This is a genomic window from Streptomyces sp. NPDC002698 (assembly GCF_042888945.1).
Taxonomy (GTDB): Bacteria; Actinomycetota; Actinomycetes; order Streptomycetales; family Streptomycetaceae; genus Streptomyces.
Map to the genome: position 1 here is coordinate 192,808 of NZ_JBIAQM010000008.1, position 19,130 is coordinate 211,937.

Annotated in this window: 4 protein-coding genes; all 4 read left to right on the forward strand. The window is 74.1% G+C overall.

The features are described 5' to 3' along the window. Window positions 1–78: 78 nt before the first annotated feature. The 4 genes from ACFYW9_RS14830 to ACFYW9_RS14845 all read left to right on the forward strand — a co-directional run bounded on the left by ACFYW9_RS14830 (window position 79) and on the right by ACFYW9_RS14845 (window position 19,107). Window positions 79–14,328 (forward strand): SDR family NAD(P)-dependent oxidoreductase, encoded by a 14,250-nt coding sequence (locus ACFYW9_RS14830; protein ID WP_389149380.1) that lies wholly within the window; start codon window positions 79–81, stop codon window positions 14,326–14,328. A 66-nt stretch (window positions 14,329–14,394) separates the two neighbouring features. Then, complete coding sequence (locus ACFYW9_RS14835; protein ID WP_389149383.1) at window positions 14,395–17,130, forward strand: thioester reductase domain-containing protein; 2,736 nt, start codon at window positions 14,395–14,397, stop codon at window positions 17,128–17,130. Further along, window positions 17,127–18,263: an alpha/beta hydrolase gene (locus ACFYW9_RS14840; protein WP_389149386.1), complete on the forward strand. Its 1,137-nt coding sequence runs from the start codon at window positions 17,127–17,129 to the stop codon at window positions 18,261–18,263. The genes ACFYW9_RS14835 and ACFYW9_RS14840 overlap by 4 nt, the downstream gene beginning before the upstream one ends. 64 nt (window positions 18,264–18,327) lie before the next feature. Further along, window positions 18,328–19,107: an alpha/beta fold hydrolase gene (locus tag ACFYW9_RS14845; protein WP_389149389.1), complete on the forward strand. Its 780-nt coding sequence runs from the start codon at window positions 18,328–18,330 to the stop codon at window positions 19,105–19,107. The last annotated feature ends 23 nt before the right edge of the window (window positions 19,108–19,130 follow it).

Here is a 19,130-nt window from a genome sequence, read left to right on the forward strand (position 1 = left end):
TCGTACGCCGCCGTGCTCACCGTCGTGTCGGCCGTACGGAATCCACCTGCGCCCAAGTTCACGAGGACACCAGCCCAGATGCCTGCGAACGAGTCCCCGAAGCGGTACACCGAGATGTCCCCGAAGACCTCCGAGGGGGCGCGGGCCTGGTTGACGTCCGCCGTCGCGGAAGTTGCCGGGCTTGCCCCGTCGGCCGTCGCGCCGGAGCGCCCGATCGCCGAATTCGGGCTGGGGTCAGTGCAGTTGGTGACGCTCGTCGCGGGCCTGTCCGAGTGGACCGGGCGGCCTCTCGAGCCGTCCGTGGTCTTCGACCACCCCACCATCGCGGGGATCGCCGCAGCCGTCTTCGACGAACAGCCCCTGGGCACGCCCGATCTGGCCCTGGCCCCGGCCTCGACACCGGCCGGCCGGTCCGTGCGCGGGGGCGACGACATCGCGATCATCTCCATGGCCTGCCGGTTCCCCGGCGGCGCGGACGACCCGGAATCGCTCTGGCGGCTGCTGGCCGCGGGCGAGGACGCCGTCGGCGAGGTGCCCGCGGGCCGCTGGGAGACCCACGGGCTCCACGACCCCGACCCGGACGCCGCCGGCAAGGCGTACTCCCTGCGTGGCGGCTTCCTGACCGGCATCGACCGTTTCGACGCGGCCTTCTTCGGGATCTCGCCGCGCGAGGCCGCGGCCATGGACCCGCAGCAACGGCTGCTGCTCCAGACCGGCTGGGAGGCGATCGAGCGCGCCGGGATCGTCCCGGAGTCGCTGAACGGCACCCGGACGGGCGTCTATGTCGGCCTGTACGACAGCGGATACCTCGCCTCGGCCCCGTTGGACCGGCTCGACGGGCACGTCGGCACGGGCTCGGCGTCCAGCGTGGCGTCCGGGCGCATCGCCTACACCCTGGGACTCCAGGGGCCCGCCGTCACGGTCGACACCGCCTGCTCCTCCTCTCTCGTGTCCCTGCACCTGGCGGCGCGGGCACTGGCCGGCGGAGAGTGCGACCTCGCGCTGGCCGGCGGCGCCACACTCCTCGTGACACCCCGCGGGCATGTCGAGTTCAGCAGACTGCGCGGGCTGTCGCCGTCCGGTCGGTGCAGCCCGTTCTCCACCGACGCGGACGGGGTGGTGTGGGCCGAGGGCTGCGGTCTGGTGCTTCTCAAGCGGCTCGCGGACGCGCGCCGGGACGGTGACCGGGTCCTCGCGGTCGTCAAGGGGTCGGCGATCAACCAGGACGGCCGCAGCCAGGGCCTGAGCGCGCCGAACGGTCCGGCGCAGGAACGGGTGCTGCGCGCCGCCCTAGACGACGCCGGGCTCCTGCCCGGCGACCTGGACTACGTCGAGGCCCACGGCACGGGTACGCCGCTCGGTGACCCCATCGAGGGTCGCGCACTCGCGTCGGTCTTCGGACCTGGCCGCCCGGCGGACCGGCCGCTGGGCGTCGGCTCCCTGAAGTCCAACATCGGTCACACACAGGCCGCGGCGGGCATCGGCGGCGTCATCAAGACGGTCCTGTCCCTCGGCCATGAACGCCTCCCCGCGTCCCTGCACGCCGAGACCCCGACCGAGCACGTCGCCTGGGCGGAGGGCGGCCTGCGCGTGCACGGCGGCGCCGAGCCGTGGCCGCGGCGGGCCGACCGGGTGCGGCGGGCCGGGGTGAGCGCGTTCGGGATCAGCGGCACCAACGCGCATGTGGTGCTGGAGGAGTCACCGCAGGACCTGACGGGACCGACGGCGGCACCGACGCAGGGTGCGACACCGACGTCGGCCGCGACACCGACGCAGGCTGCGCCCCTGACTTCGACCGCCACTCCGACACAGGGCGTGACACCGACACCGGCCGCCACGTCGGCACACGCCACGGCGGCGCCGACTCCCGCCCCCGCCCCGGTGCAGACCGCGACACCGACACCGGCCGCCACTCCGACACAGGCCACGACGCCGACCACCCCTCCGACGCCCGCCCGGCACCCCCGTACCGGGCAACCCGCGCTCTTCCCGCTGTCCGCCCGCACCCCCTCGGCCCTCCGTGGCCAGGCGGCCCGCCTGCTCGACGTACTCGCCGCGCAACCGCGGCCGGAACTGCCCGACGTGGCCGGAACACTGACCCACCACCGCACACACTTCGAGCACCGCGCCGTCGTGAGGGCGGGCGACCACGACGAACTGCTCACCGCCCTCCGCGGCCTCGCCGAGGGGGAGCCGGACCCCGATCTGGTCGTGGGCCCGCAACAGACCCTCCCATCGGGCAAGTTGGCATTCGTCTTCCCCGGACAGGGCGCCCAGTGGTCCGGCATGGCACGCGAACTCCTCGACCGTTCACCGGTGTTCGCCGACGAACTCGACCGCTGCGACGCCGCGCTGCGCCCGTTCACCGTCTGGTCGGTGGCCGCCGTCCTGCGCGGCGACGAGGGCACTCCTTCCCTGGAACGGGTCGACGTCGTCCAGCCGGTCCTCTTCGCCGTGATGGTCTCCCTGGCCGCGGTGTGGCGGGCCCGTGGCGTCCGGCCGGACGCGGTGGTCGGACACAGTCAGGGCGAGGTCGCCGCGGCCTGCGTCGCCGGGGCGCTGAGCCTCAACGACGCCGCGGCGGTGGTCGCCCTGCGCAGCCAGGCCCTGACCGAGATGTCCGGCACCGGGACCATGGCCGTCGTCGCCCTGCCTCACAGCGAGGTCGAGGCGCGCCTCGCCGGCCTCGGCGGCCGGGTGTCCGTCGCCGCCGTGAACAGCGGCCGCTCGACGGTGATCTCCGGTGACGTGGAGCCCCTCGACGCCCTGCTCGCCGACCTCGACCGGGAGCAGGTGTTCGTCCGCCGCCTCGACGTCGACTACGCCTCCCACAGCGCCCGGGTCGAGCCACTGCGCGCGACGATCCTCGACGAACTCGACGGCGTTACCACCTCCCCGACCACCGTCGCCTGGTACTCCACGGTCACCGGCGAGCCGGTCACCCAGGAGCTGGAGGCCGACTACTGGTACACGAACCTGCGTGAGCCCGTGCGCTTCGCGTCCGCCGTGGAACGCATGGTGGCCGACGGATACCGCCACTTCGTCGAACTCAGCCCCCACCCCTCCCTCGTCACCGCCGTGCGCACGGTCGCCGAGGACCACGGCCACGACGACCTGGTCGCCGTGGGATCACTGCGCCGCGACGAGGACGGACCCGCCTGCCTGGACCGGGCCGCCGCCGAACTCCACGTCCACGGACGGCGGATCGACTGGCGCCGCGTCGTTCCCGATGGGGCGACGGCCGAACTGCCGACATACGCCTGGGATCCACAGTCGTACTGGACCGGCCCCGAAGCGGAGTCCGGGCCGGTGGCCTCCGGCCTCTTCGACCGTGCCGCGCACCCGCTGCTGGGCGTTCAGCTGCGCTCGGCGGACGAGACCCGCTGGACCTTCCGCAACGAATGGTCCCCGGCCACCGCCGACTGGCTGGCCGACCACACCGTGTTCGGGCGGACCGTGGTGTCGGGCACGACCATGATGGAGCTGTGCCGTGCGGCGCTCGCCGTGGCCCGCCCGGACCTCCCGGGCGACGTGACCGATCTGCTCCTGCTCGCGCCCCTCGTGCTGCCCGGGACCGGCACGGTCGAGGTGTCGGTCGAAGTGGTCACCACCGGATCCGCGCCCGAGGTCACCGTGCACAGCCGCCCGCGCGGCCCGGAGGCCCCGGGCTGGACCCTGCACGCCACCGCGTCGGCGTCCGCCCCCGCCCCGGCGACCGCGGCGCTGCCGCCGGTGTGGCCGGAGGCCGCCGAGTCCGCCTGGGGCGCGCGGACGTACGAACGGCTGGCCGCTCTCGGTCTCGGCTACGGTCCTTCCTTCCAAGGCGTCCGGTCGGCGGTCACGACCACCGCCGACGGCGAAGTGCTGGCCCGGCTGTCGCTGCCGGCCGTGGCCCGCGGCTCGGCCGATCCCTACCCCGTCCACCCGGCTCTGCTGGACGCCGCACTGCACGTGGCCGCCGCGCTGGACGCGTCCGACGGCCGGGTGCTGCTGCCGGTCGCGGTGGGCCGCTGCGTCCTGCCGCCCGGCGGCGCGGGCGACCTCACGGCGCTGGTACGGCGGACGGGCGGCTCGGCGACGGACCTCGCCCTCGACGTGACCCTGTGGGACGCCGACGGCCTCCCGGCGGGCCGGCTGGAGGACGTACGGCTGCGGGCCGCCGACCCGGCGGACCTGAACGGCGCTTCGGAGAACGACCGGCACCTGTACGAAGTGGCGTGGACGGCCGTGACCGAACCGCCGGTGACCGAACAGCCCGCGGCAGCGTCGCAGGCCGTGTGGGCCCTGCGCGGCGACCGCTCCGACCCGGAGGTCGCGGCCGCCCTGCGGGGCCTGACGGCGGCGGGCGTCCAGGTGCGCGACTCCGGCGCCGACATCGTCGTACGATTCTGGCCGCGTCCGGCTTTCGATGCCGAACCGGCCGCAGCAGCACAGGAGTTGGCCGCGACGGCGCTCGCCGAACTGCGCGCCCTGATCGCGCTCACGGACGACCCGCCGCCTGCCCGGACCGTCTGGGTGACCCGCGGCGCGGTCGCGACCGGTGCCGAGGACACCGTGCCCGGCCTGGCCCAGTCGGTGCTGTGGGGACTCGCCCGCAGCGCCCGGGCCGAACACCCGCACCTCGGGCTGACTCTGCTCGACCTCGGCGGCGCCGATCCCGCCGATCCCGCCGACGTCCTTCCGGCGGCCCTCGCGCACACCGGCGAGCCCGAACTCGCCTTCCGCGAAGGTTCCTTGCTCGTTCCACGGCTGGTCCGTGCCCGCGCCGCCACCCCCCTGCGGATCCCGCCCGTCACCGCCGCGCGCGAGGCGCTCCGGCGGGGCGAAGCGTCGGACACCCCGGTCGCCCTCGACCCCGTCGGCCGCAGCACCCCCGTGCCCACCGACGGCACCGTGCTGATCACCGGCGGGCTCGGTGCCGTCGGCCGGCACATCGCCCGGCTCCTGGCCGAACGCGGCGTCCCCCGACTGCTCCTGACCTCACGTCAAGGCGCCGCGCATCCACGTGCCGCCGAGGTGACCGCCGAACTGACCGCGCTCGGAACCGAGGTCGAGATCGCGGAGTGCGACGTCGCGGACGCGGCGGCCCTGGCCGGCGTACTCGCCCGGGCCGGCGACGCGTCGCCGCTGCGCGGAGTCGTGCACTGCGCCGGAATCCTGGACGACGGGGTGGTCGCCGAGCTGACGCCCGAACGCCTCGCGCGGGTGCTGCGCCCCAAGGTGGACGGGGCCGCCCATCTGCACCGGCTCACCGCCGGCACACCGCTCGACCTGTTCCTGCTGATCTCCTCCGCGGCCGGCGTGCTCGGCAACCCGGGCCAGGGCAACTACGCCGCGGCCAACGTCTTCCTCGACCAACTGGCCCACCACCGGCGGGCTCTGGGCCTGCCCGCGGTCTCCGTCTCCTTCGGTGCCTGGGCGGGTGAGGGTCTCGCCGCCGAACACGCCGACCTGGACCGGATGGCCCGGCTCGGCCACCGCGCCCTGACCCCCGACCAGGGCCGCGAACTCGTCGAACTCGCCCTGGGCCGAGGCGCACCGCACCTGATCGCCGCGTCCTTGGACCTGCCCCGCCTGCGCGCGGCCACCGCCGCCGCGGACGACGGTACGGCGGCCCTGTGGCGCTCGCTGCTGCCCGCACCCCGCACCGGTCAGGACGGCGGCGTCGGTCTGGCCGACCGGCTGGCCCGGCTCCCGGAGGCCGACCGCGCCGCACGGGTCCTGGCCCTGGTCCGTGAGGAGGCGTCCCGGGCGCTCGGCCTGCCCGCGGCGGAGTCCGTCCGTCCCGATCAGCCGCTGCGCGAGCTCGGCATGGACTCGGTGACGGCGGTGGAGCTCCGCAACCGCATCGGCACCCGGATCGGCGCCCGGCTCCCCGCCACCCTGCTGTTCGACCACCCCACCGCGGCCCGGCTCTCCGCCCACCTGCTGTCCACCGCGCTCGCCACGGACGGCCGGACCACCCGGCGCGGCACGCTCGATCCCCGGTCCCCCGTCGCCCCGGCGGTGACGGCGGACGAGCCGCTGGCCCTGGTGTCCATGGCCTGCCGCCTGCCCGGCGGCGTGAGCGACCCCGAGGGACTTTGGCGCCTCGTCGCCGAGGGACGCGACGCGGTGGGACCGTTCCCGGCGGACCGCTGGGACGTGGAGTCGCTGCACGACCCCGACCCGGAGGCCCTGGGCACGTCGTACGCCAAGGAAGGCGGCTTCCTCGACGACCTGGAGTCCTTCGACGCCGGCTTCTTCGGGATCACTCCGAAGGAGGCCGAGAGCATGGACCCGCAGCAGCGCGTGCTGCTGGAGACGGCCTGGGAGGCACTGGAGCGCGCCGGGATCGTGCCGGCCGAGCTGGCCGGCAGCAACACCGGTGTGTACGTGGGCATGTTCGGCAGTGACTACCTGGCGGGCTCCCGGCTCGACGAACTGGACGGCTACGTCGGCACGGGGTCCGCGCCGAGCGTGGCCTCGGGCCGGCTCGCGTACACGCTCGGGCTGAACGGACCGGCGCTGACGGTGGACACCGCCTGCTCGTCGTCCCTGGTGGCGCTGCACCTGGCGGCGCAGGCACTGCGGTCGGGCGAGTGCGATCTGGCGCTCGCCGGCGGGGTGACGCTGATGGTGACGCCGGGAACCTTCGTCGAGTTCAGCCGGCTGCGGGGACTGTCGCCGACCGGCCGCTGCCGCTCCTTCTCCGACGACGCCGACGGTGCCATCTGGGCCGAGGGCGCGGGCATGGTCGTACTGAAGCGGCTCGGCGACGCGCGGCGCGACGGCGACGAGGTGCTGGCCGTGCTGCGCGGTACGGCCGTCAACCAGGACGGCCGCAGCCAGGGCCTGTCCGCGCCCAACGGTCCGGCCCAGGAACAGGTGATCCGGCGGGCCCTGGAGCTGTCCGGCCTGGAACCCGCCGACATCGACTACGTCGAGGCGCACGGGACCGGCACCACCCTCGGCGACCCGATCGAGGCGAACGCCCTCGCGGAGGTCTTCGGCACCTCCCGCCCCCAGGACAGGCCCCTGCATCTCGGCTCGCTCAAGTCCAACATCGGTCACGCGCAGGCGGCTTCGGGCGTGCTCGGTCTGATCAAGGTCGTGCAGTCCCTGAGGCACCGGTCCCTGCCGCGCACCCTGCACGCGAGCACGCCCAGTCGCCATGTCGACTGGGACGACAGCGGGTTGCACCTGCTGCGGGAGACGGTCGCCTGGCCGTCGTCGGGTGAACGCGTACGGCGGGCCGGTGTGAGCGCCTTCGGGATCAGCGGAACCAACGCGCACCTGATCGTGGAGGAGGCCGAGCGGGCCGAGGCCCCGACGCGGAGTGAAATCGTCCCGGGCGCACGGCTGTTCGCGCTGTCCGGGCGCGGTGAGGCCGCCGTGCGAGGGCAGGCCGCCCGCCTGGCCCGCCACCTGGACGAGGACGTCTCCCTGTCCGACGTCGCCCACACCCTGGCGCGACACCGCAGCCACTTCGAACAGCGAGCGGCGATCGTGGCCGGCGACCGGGACGAACTGCGCTCACGGCTCGACGCGTTGGCGACCGGACGCCTGCCGCTGGCGCCGATCCGCGCGGAGCGGACGGGCAAGGTGGCCTTCGTCTTCGCCGGGCACGGCGGCCAGTGGCCCGGCATGGGTGTGGAGCTGGCGGCCGAGTCGGAGGCCTTCCGCGAGGAGCTGGCCCGTATCGACGAGGTGGTGCGCGGACAGGTCGGCTGGTCGGTGCTCGACGTGCTGCGGGCGCCGGAGGAGTTCGCTCCGTTCGGCCGCACCGAGTTCCTGCAACCGGTGCTGTTCGCCGTCAACGCGTCCCTGGTCGCGGCCTGGCGCGCGCTCGGGGTCCGCCCGGACGCCGTGATCGGACACAGCCTGGGCGAGATCGCCGCCGCGTACAGCGCGGGCGCCCTCACCCTGGACGACGCCGTGTCGGTGGTCACCGGGCGCGCCCGCGCGGTCGCCCCGCTGGTCGGACAAGGCGGCATGCTGGCCCTGGAACTGCCGCGTACGGAGACCGAGAAGCTGCTCGCGCTCCACCCCGGCCGGCTGTTCGTCGCGGCGGTCAACAGCCCGCACTCCACGGCCGTCTCCGGCGACACCGAAGCACTGGCCGAACTGCGCGCGCGTCTCGAAGCGCGGGACGTCCCGGTACGGCGGCTGTCGACGCCGTTCGCCTCCCACACCCCCCTGATGGACCCGGTCCGCGCGGATCTGCTGGACCGGCTCTCCGGCATCAGGGGCACGCGCACGGCGACCCCGCTGTACTCGACGGTGCTCGCCGAACCGGTGCCCGGCGACCGGCTGGACGCCGACCACTGGTACGCGAACCTCGGACGCCCCGTCCGCTTCGCGGACACGATCCGGCGGATGCTGGACGACGGCTACCGCTACTTCGTCGAGCTGAGCCCGCATCCCTCGCTCACCGCGTCCGTCGAGGCGGTGGCGGCCGAGGCCGGGATCGACGCGGTCGCGGTCGGCTCGCTGAGCCGTGGGAGGGACGGACGGGGCGTTCTGCTGGGCCGGGTCGGGGAGTTGTACGAGGCCGGGCACACGCCCGACTGGCCGGTGCTGCTCCCCGAGGGCCGCCGGACCGACCTGCCCACCTACGCCTTCGCCCGCGAACGCCATTGGCGCGCACCTGCCCCGGCCACTGGACCGGCCGGGGGTTCACCGCTCCTCGGCACCCATGTCGAGGCCAGCGACACGCCCGGCCGGCACGTCTTCCAGAGCGACATCGACCTGCGCGACAGCCGCTTCGCCTACCTCACCGACCACCAGGTCACCGGCGAGGTCTGGATGCCCGGCGCCGCCTTCCTCGACCTGGCGCTGGAGGCCGCGTCCGCGTTGCGGGACGGCGGCGAGGCACGACTGGCCGACGTGAGGTTCGTACGGCCCCTGGCCCTCGACGCGCACAAGCCCGTACGGCTGCAACTGGTCCTGCATCCCGTCGGGGAGGACGGTTCGAGGGACTTCACCATCGCCTCGGCGGCCACCGGGGAACGGCACGCGCCCTGGGAGCGGCACGTCACCGGACGGGTCGTCGACGGCGCCGCCGAACCCGCGCCCACCGCGCCCGACGCGGGAGAGGAGCTCGCCGCGCTGCGCGAACGGTGCGGGGAAGAGGCCGACCTGCCCGCCGTCTACGCGGGGCTCACGGCCCTGGGCATCGACTACGGCCCCTCCTTCCGGCTCCTGGAACAGGGCCACCGCACGACGACCACCGCGGTCGGCCGACTCACCCGTCGGCCCGCGGCCGGTCACCTGCTGCACCCCGCGGTCCTCGACGCCGCCTTCCACACGGCGGCCCTGCCCGCCGACGCGCCCGAGGGCCGGGCCTTCGTGCCCGCCGGTGTCGGACGGCTGCGCTTCACCGGCCTGCGCTCCGCTCCCGCGTGGGCGACCTGCCGACTGCGCACCGTGGACGGCGACACCGCACTCCTGGATCTGCGGCTCTGGGACGAGCAGGGCCAATTGGTCCTGGAGGCGACGGAGTTCCAGCTCGCCGCGCTCTCGCCGCTGGACGGCGCGCTGTTCGAGACCCGCTGGCAGCCGCGCCCGCCCGCGCAGGAGGGGCCCGTCGACGGCGGCTGGCTCGTCCTGGCCGACGAGACCGGCGTGGCCGACGCACTCGCGGAACGGTTGGCCCTGGCCGCCGTGCCCCATGTGGTCGTGCGCAGGGGAGCGGCGTTCGGCGCCCAGGGCCCCGGCCGCTATGTCCTCGACCCGTCCGATCCAGGGCAGTTGACCCGCCTGCTCGACGAGGCCTTTCCCGACGGGCCGCCGGAGCGGGTGGTGCAGCTGTCCGCCCTCGACGCGCCGGCCGTCGAGGACGCCGCCACGGCCGAAGAGGCCGCGCGCTGCTGCTGCTTGAGCACCCTGCACCTGGTGCGCGCGCTCGCCGAGCGGCCCCGGGGCCGCTCGCCGCGCCTGTTCGTCGTCGTACGGGGGAGCCAGGCGGCCGGCGCCAGCACGCGGGTGACGCACCCTCAGCAGGCTCTCGCCTGGGGCTTCGGACTCTCCGTGGCCCAGGAACACCCGGAACTGCTCACCACGCTGATCGACCTGCCGGCCACGAACGACGACGACGGCCTGTGGACGCAGCTCCGGCACGCAGACGACGAACGGCTCGTCGCGCTGCGGGAATCGGGCCGACTCGTGCCACGTCTCGCCCGCACCCGAGCGGACGAGGGAGGGCACGACGGGATCACCCCGGACGGCGTGCACCTGATCACGGGCGGTCTGGGCGGTCTCGGCCGGGTGGCCGCCGAGCGGCTGGTCCGCCGGGGTGCCCGACGGCTGGCCCTGCTGAGCCGGGGCGGGCCCGACGCGGTGGCCGAGAGCTGGATCAAGGGGATCGAAGCACGCGGTGTCACCGTCCACCTCGCCCGCGCGGACGTCGCCGACCGTGCCGCGCTCACGGCCGCCCTGGACGCCGTACGACGTGAGGCCGGACCGATCGCCACCGTCGTCCACGCGGCAGGTGTCCTCGACGACGCCACGCTGGCGAACCTGACCGACGAACGCGTCCTGCGCGTGCTCGCCCCCAAGGTCCTGGGCACCGCCCTGCTCACCGAACTGGCCCCGGAGGCCCAGAGGTTCGTCCTCTTCGCCTCCGCGGCAGGTGTCCTCGGCTCGCCCGGTCAGAGCCCGTACGCGGCGGCGAACGCGTTCCTCGACGCCTGGGCACACCACCTCTCCCGCACCGACCGCCGGGCGCTGAGCCTGGACTGGGGCGCCTGGACGGAGGTCGGCATGGTCGCCGGTTCCGGTGCCAGGGCGGCCGAGACCAGCCGTTCGGGTCTCGTCGCGTTCACCCCGGCGGAGGGCGGCGACCTGTTCGAGCGGGTGCTCGCCACCTCCCGCCGCCAGCTCGCCCCCCTCGCCCTGGACCCGGAGGCACTGGAGCTCGACCAGGAAGCGGCGCGCACCCGCCCGATCCTCGCCGACCTGATCACCGTCGCAGCCGACCCCGCGGGCACGGACGACCTCGTCGCCCGGGTGTTCGCGGCGACGACGGACCAGGACAGGGCCGGGCGCCTCGAAGCGTATGTACGGGCCAAGGTGAGCCAGGTCTCCGGCGGTGCCGTGGAGCTGTCCGCGACGACGGCCCTCAAGGAACTGGGCCTGGACTCGCTCATGCTGGTCCGGCTGCGCAACGCCTTCACCCGCGAGCTCGGCGCCGAACTCCCGGCCGCCGCCGTCTTCTCGGCGTCCGACATCCGGAGCCTCGCACGGGCCCTGGGCGAGGTGCTGCCCGAACGCGCCACCGGGCCCCGGAGCGAGGAGCCACAGCCCGACGCCACCTCCGAGGTGCCCGAGAGCGAGCTGCGGCCCGCGACCCGCGACGTCGTACGGCTGCTGCGCAGCGCCCAGCCGGGCATGCCGGGCGCGGCGCACTCCGTCGGCCTGGCCGTCCGGCTCACGACGCCGACCACCCGCGAGGCACTCACCGACGTCGTCACCCGGCTCGCCGGACGGCACGCGGCCCTGCGCACGGCGATCGCCGGAAGCGGCGGACGGGGCCGACAGCTGTGTGTGGTGCGGGAGCCGGCCGAGCCGCTGCTGCGCTGGACGGAGCTGCCCGCCGATGCCGAACCGGACGCCGACGACCGGTTGTCCCGGCTGCTGGAGCCGCCGTTCGACCTGGCGAGGGCGCCCCTGTGGCGGTTCGAGCTGCTCGACGCCGGTACTCGTGGCCAGGTGCTGGTGTTCGGAGCGCACCACGCGGTGAGCGATCTCCAGTCGCTGCTGCTCGTCGCGGGGGAGATCGACGCCGAACTGTCCGGTACCTCGCTCGGCGACGCCGTCACCAACCGTGACATCGACCTGCTCATCGAGGCACAGCGGACCGGCGATGCCTCCGTCGGCACGGGCGCCGGCGCCGACGCCGAATGGCGCGAGGCCTTCCACGGCAGTGAGCGTCTCGACCTGACGCTCGCCCGGCCGCGCCCGGCGACGCGTTCGTACCGGGCCGGGAGCGTGACCGTGGCGATACCCGACGGGCTGATGGAGCGGGTGTCGGCGACCGCGAGCAGGCTGGCCGTCACACCGGCGGCCTTCTGCCTCGGCACCCTGACCGTCCTGCTGGCCAGGACGCGTGAGCGGGAGCGCTTCGTGCTCGCCGTGCCCGTCGACACCCGCATCCACGCCGACGCGTACGACGCGGTGGGGTTCTTCGGCGTACCGGTGCCGTTCCCGGCACGAGCGGCGGCGGGGGAGCGGATCGAGGACGTACTGCGCCGGACGGACACGCGCCTGAACCGGGTCCTCGCCAAGGGCGCCATGTTCTCGGACGTGCTGTCCACACTGGCGGGGCAGGGACTGCACCGGGCGAACGCCCCGCTCGTGGAGGTGTACTTCAACTTCGTACGCTCCTCGGCGGACCGCTTCGGCCGACTGGAGGTGCTCCCGGCCGGAACCGGATACTCGGACCTCGATCTGATGGTCACCATGACCCCGGACGCCGGCCGCGTGCGACTGGATCACAATCTCGACATCCTGGACGCGGAGACCTCCACCGAGTTGGCGGAGGCGTTCCTGCGGCTGCTCGCGGCGACGGCCGACGACCCGGCAGCGGCGGTCCGTGCGACGGGTACGACGGCGGCCGCCGCGACGGGCGCGGTGGCAACGCCGGTCGCGATGGGTCCTGCTGCGACGGGTACGACGGCAGCCACGGTCGTGGCATCGACTCCGGTCGCTCCGGGCGTCGTTGCCCACCCTCGCCGCTCGCTCGCGCTCGCCGCCACCTTCGCCCTCGGCAATCTGCCGCTGCTGTGCGAGGCGGCGATCGAGGAGGGCACCCGGGAAGGAACGCGGGAGGGGGAGCGAACGCGGGACGGGGGGTCGACGGTGGCGGAGGCCCCGTACCACCAGGTGCTCGCCGCGTTGCGCGATCCCTCGGGCGTCTTCACCGATCCCACGACAGCGGTGGGCGTGGTGCTGCTACGGGCGGCGGACCTGGAACGCTTCGGCCCGGTCACCGACGAGGCGCTGACCGAACTGCGCGCCGCGTACCCGGCCGCGCTGCGGTCCCTGTCCGAGCGGACCCGCAGACCACTGATCGTCGGGGTCCTTCCCTCGGCGCGGCAGGACGAACGCCTCGCGCGATGGGAGAGCGGCCTCGTCGCCGAGCTGACCGATGAGCCGGGCATCGCGGTGCTCGGCCCGGACGAGTGGACCCGCCACCACGCCGTCACGGAGCGATTCGACGAACGGACCGAGCGGCTGGCCCATCTCCCCTTCACCCCGCGGTTCCAGGCGGCGGTGGCCCTGCGGCTGGCCCAGATGGTACGAGCGGTCCTGCGCCCCGCGCCGAAGGTGATCGCGGTGGACGGCGACGAGACCCTGTGGGGCGGGGTCGCCGGGGAGATCGGCCCCGAGGCGGTGGACGTGAGCGGACCGCGCGCCCGGCTGGCGGGGACACTGCTGCGATGGCGTGCGGCAGGCGCGCTGCTCGCGCTGGTCAGCAACAACGACGAGGACACCGTACGGGCCGTCCTGGACCGTCCGGACAGCACGCTGAAGGCGGAGCATTTCAGTTCGCTTTCGGCCGGCTGGGGTCCGAAGCCGGGCCGGCTCACGGAGGCGGCGCGCACCCTCGGCCTGGGTCTGGACAGCTTCCTCTTCCTCGACGACAACCCGGTCGAGATCGAGAAGATGCGGTCGGCGCTGCCGGAGGTGCTGTCGGTGACCTGCCCCCCGACGGCCGAACTGGACGATTTCCTGCGGCGCTTGTGGCCGCTCGTTCCGGCGGCGGCGACGGCCGAGGACGGGTTGCGGGCGGGGTTCTACGCGCAGGAGCGGCAGCGGGACGCGGTGCGCGAGCAGGCCGGATTCGAGGAGTTCCTCGCCCGGTTGGAGCTGGAGGTCGACATCCGGGCCCTGTCCGGAGCCGACGTCGAGCGGGCCGAACAACTCGTCCGCCGCACCAATCAGTTCACCCTGCGCCCCCGGTCCGCCGACGGCGGCGATCTGGCGCGGTGGCGCGAACAGGGCGAGGTCTGGACGGCCGCGGCGCGGGACCGCTTCGGCGACTACGGCCAGATCGGCCTGCTCGCACTGCGCGTGGACGGTGATCGACTCGACGTCCTCGCATGGCAGCTGAGCTGCCGCGCGCTCGGCCGAGGTGTCGAGGAACGGCTGTTGCGGTGGCTGGCGGACCGAGCCGACCGGCTGGGCTGCGTGAAGGTGCGGCTGACGGCGGAGCGCACCGACCGCAACGTACCGGCCCGGCGCCTGCTGTCGGCGCTCGGTGGCGGAGACCAGGACGACGAACGCCTGGAGACCGTGGCCACCCCGGAACAACTGCGGACCTTCCGCTCCTGGCGACGCCGGTGAGCGGGCCGGCGGCCCGGCCCGCGGGAGCGGTGCGGAAATGAACAGTGCACAGGGCGAAGGGCTCTCATGAGTGACATGAACGAGAACGCGTCGGCGTACGCCGGACAGCGGGCGACCGGTGAGGCGATCGAGCGGGGTGACGGCGAGCTGGGCGTGGAGGCCCTGCTGGCCAGGATCGGACAGTCCGCCGCCGCACGCACGGCGACCGGAACCGGCACGGAGCCGGGCGCGGGGGCCGGGGCGGACCCCCGCGCGTCCGGTGCCCGAGGGGACGCGGATGCGGACACCGGTGGGGTCGCCGGGCGGTCCGGGGCCGGCACGGATCCGTACGCGAACGCGCCCACCGCGCCGTTCGGCGCGGGGGCCGGTGACGACACCGGTGACGACACCGGTGCCGGGACGGATCCTGTCGTCGGCGCCCAGCCCGCTCCTGGCGCCCCCGCCGGCCCCGACGCGCACGGCCTGGCCGTCGTCGTCGCCGCGACGGCCGGCCGCTTCGTACCCGGAGGGCATCTGTCGCCCGACACGGACTTCTTCGACGCCGGGGGTACCTCGGTCGGCGCCGTGGAACTCGTCGCGGCGCTGGAGGACGAGCTGGGCATGGAGATCGACCTCGACGAGGTGTTCGCCGACGCCCGGCCGCGCAGCCTCGCCGTGCGCTGGCTGGCGACCGCGGGTACCACGGCCGCCCTCTCGGCCCCGGGTGTGCCGGCAGTCCCGCCGGCCGCACGGACCCCGGCCCCGGCGACCGGTACGACCCGCACCGCACGGGCCGCGGACACCCCTCCCCTCCCGGTTCCGGCACCGCCCTCGGTTCTTGCCCCCGTCCCGGGAACCAGCCCCGCTTCCGCCCCGGGATCCAGCCCGGCTCCCGCCACGGACACCCCGTTCGTCCCGTCTCCCCGCGTTCCGTCCGGGGCGACGGCCACGGCACGGACGAGCGGCGGCGGCACCCCGTACACCACCGCCCGCCCCGAGGACCTCGACCAGATCCTGGCCGACCTCTCCCTGGCCGACCGCCTGCCCTGGACCGGCTCGCCCGAGCCCCTGCCGCCCCGCCGGATCCTGCTCACCGGCGCCACCGGCTTCCTCGGCGGTCATCTGCTCCTCGATCTGCTCAGGCACAGTGACGCGCACGTCCACTGCCTCGTGCGCGCGGCCGACGAGGAAGCGGCCACCGCCCGTCTCGGCGAGGCGCTGAAGAGCCACCGGCTGCCCTGGTCCGCGGAGATCCGCCGCCGGGTGACGGTGCTCCCCGGCGACATCAGGCGTCCTCGCCTCGGCCTGTCCGACAGCGGCTGGAACGAACTCGCCCACGAGCTGGACAGCATCGTGGGAGTGGCGGCGGCCGTGGACTTCCTGCGCGGCTACCAGTCGCTGCGGCAGAGCAATGTCATCGGCGCGCTGACCCTGGCCGAACTGGCGGCGACCGGCCCGCCCAAGCCGCTGCACCACATCTCCTCAATCGCGGTCTTCAACGAGGTCGGCATCGCCTCCATGGGCGAGGACGACCCGCTCGCCCACGCCGACCGTCTCGTCGCCGGCTACGACCAGACGAAATGGGCCGCGGAGGTCGCCCTGCGGCGGGCCCGCGACCACGGCCTGATCGTCACCGCGATGCGTCCGGGAGGCATCGGCGGCCACACCCGGACGGGCGCCCACAACCCGCAGGACCTCAGCAGCGGCCTCATCGCGGCCTTCGGCCGCTTCCGCACCGTTCCCGCCTTCCGCTGCCTGAACGCGGCCCCGGTGGACTGGGTGAGCCGGGTCGCGGCCGCCGTCATCTGCGAACCCGACGCCTGGGGATTCGACTACAACCTCACCGGCGTACCCAACACCCTCGACGACGTCGTACGGGACATGGCGTTCGGCGGGATGCACGTGCGCGTACAGGACTGGGACGAGTGGCGCACCGGCGTCCTGGCCCGGCTGGAGGCCGAACCCGTTCCCGAACTCGACTTCCTCACAAGGGTGTTGCGAAGTCCCACCGCCCTCAAACTGTGCGAGGCGACCCTGAAGGGTCCGGCGGCCGGCGGCGAACGCACCGCCGCGCTCGTCGAGGCACTGGGACTGCGGCCCGCGACGCGCTACGACGCCCGGGCCCAGCTGAGGACGTTCGAGCGGCTCGCCGAGGACGGACTGGCCCGGCTGCCGGACAAGGACGACCAGCCGTACCTGTGGTTCTCCGAGACGACCGAGGGCGCCGTGGGCCCGGCCGGTGCTGGTGCCGGAGCCGACACCCCCTGCTCGATGGCGCTCACCCTCTCCATCGCGAGCATGCACCAACTGGTGCAGGAGCGCCGGGTGGACGTCGGCGGTGAGCTGGTGTGCGCGGCCGCCCATCCCGCGCCGCTCCTCGTGGAACACGGCGACGTCTGGATCCGCCCCGAGGAGGGCATCCCGCAGCGCCACGGAATGCGCCACCAACTCCTGCGCTACCGGATGACGTTGTGCGACGCCGACGGGGGCCGTTGGTGGCTGGAGGGCCACAAGTACGCCCGTGCCCGCCGTGACGTATGGCGGCAGACCCGCGCGCTGAGCGTCGAGATCGGCCGCGAGGGCGAACCGGCGAGCCTCACCGGCGAACTCGTCGTGCCCGCCGACAGCTATGTACGCGACCAGATCGACGGCATCAAGGTCGACCCCCGTCTGACCGGCCGGGAGAAGCGCGCCGCCAAGCTGACCTGGCTCGCCTGGTTCGGCGCGGAGATGGGCCGCGGCCTGCTCGGCCCCTTCACCCGCGCCGCCGCGGACCTCCTCGACCTGCGCCGCACCCTGACCCCCTCGGAGCGCCACCGATGATCCTGAGATCCGCCAACTCCCGTACCAGGCCCACGATCCGCAAGGTCAGGACGGGCACGGTCCTGCGGCCGCTGCGCCACCGCCTCGACCCGGAGCAGGTCGAGGAGATCCCGTTCCACGCCGGGGACGGCGTACGCCTGGGCCTGACCCGCGTCGGCGGCGGGGAGCGGGACCGGCCCGCTGTGCTGCTCCTGCACGGCCACACCGCGTCCGCGGACATGTTCCTGCTCCCCGAGACCCGCAACCTGGTCGACGTCCTGCTCGACGACGGCTACGAGCCCTGGCTGCTCGACTGGCGGGGCAGCCGCCGGCTTCCCTACAACGAGACCGGCCAGAGGTACACCTACGACGATGTCGCTCTCCACGACATCCCCGACGCCGTCGCGCGCATCCGCGAACGCATCGGCGACCGGCCGCTGTTCGTGGTCGCGCACTGCATCGGCTCCCTCGCCCTGTCCCTGAGCCTGACGGCGGGGCTGGTGCCCGGGCTCGCGGGCGTCGTCTCGCAGGGCGTGTTCCTGACGCCGAAGCTCGCGGGACGCACCTCGCTGCGGATGACGGTGGCGGGTGAGCTGCTGAGGAACCGGATCGACCACATCCCGGTCGACTTCCGCAAGGTCGGTCTCCGGTCGAGGTACACACCGCTGTTCGCGCTGGCCTCCCGCGGGGCGGCGTGCCCGGACCCGACCTGCCAGATCCTCCACAACTCGGCCTGGGGGTCGGGAGCTTCGCTGTTCCTGCACGAGAACCTGTCCGAGACCACCCACGACCGGCTCGCCGAACTCCTCGGGCCGGCTCCCCTGTGGATCCTGCCGCACCTGCGCCGGATCGAACTGGCCCGCAGCGTCGTCCGCTGGCACGACACCGACCACCGCTACCGGGCCCTGCCGCCCAACGCGCTCGACGCGGCCGCCCGCATCGACACCCCGGTGCTGCTGCTCGCGGGAAGCGAGAACGGACTGTGGCTGGACTCGCAGAAGCTCTGCCACGAGGTGCTGGCCCACCGCCGGCCCGAGCTGGACGTGTCGTACACCGAGATCCCCGGCTACGGCCACCTCGACACGTTCCTGGGCCGGGGCGCCGCACTCGATGTCTTCGGACACATCCTCGAATTCCTCGGCGAACGCCGGTGACGGCGCCCCCTCCGCCGGATACCGTACCGACCAGTAACCACCGGACCACATTCCAGGAGGCCCCATGCCGCAGCTCGAAGTCGACGGCGCCGCGCTGACGTACGACGACGAGGGCCCCCGCGACGGCGACGGCGTGCCCCTGGTGTTCATCCACGGCTGGACGGCCGACCGGCACCGCTGGGACCACCAGCTGGACCACTTCACCCAGAAGCGCCGGGTCGTACGCCTGGACCTGCGCGGGCACGGGGAGAGCGGGGGGTCGGGGCGCCGGACCGTGGCGGAACTGGCCGGTGACGTACTCGCCGTACTCGACCACCTGGAACTCGACCGGTTCGTACTCGTCGGCCACTCGATGGGCGGGATGATCGCGCAGACCCTGACGCTGGACCATCCCGAGCGGGTCGAGCGGCTGGTGCTGGTGAACTCGATCAGCAGGATGACGTACAGCCGGGGGAGGGGCCTGCTGATGGCGGTCTCGACCATGGTGCCGTTCAAGCTGTTCGTGGCCGCCAACATCCAACGGGCCTTCGCCCCCGGCTACCCGCGCGAGAAGATCCGCGAGTACGTCCGGGCCTCGGCCGGCACGCCCCGGGAGGTGGTCATGACGTGCTACGGCGCCATGCGGTCCTTCGACGTCCTCGACCGGATCGGCGAGATCCGCACCCCCACCCTCCTGGTCCACGGCTACCACGACGTCCAACTGCCCGTCTCGCAGATGCTCCGGATGGCGAAGGCCTACCCGGACGCCGTGGTGCGGATCGTGGACGCCGGTCACGAACTGCCCGTGGAGAAGCCGGCGGAACTCACCGCCGTGCTCGACCGGTTCGTGACCGACCGGCCCTGACGTCCTTCCCGGCCTGGGGGCCG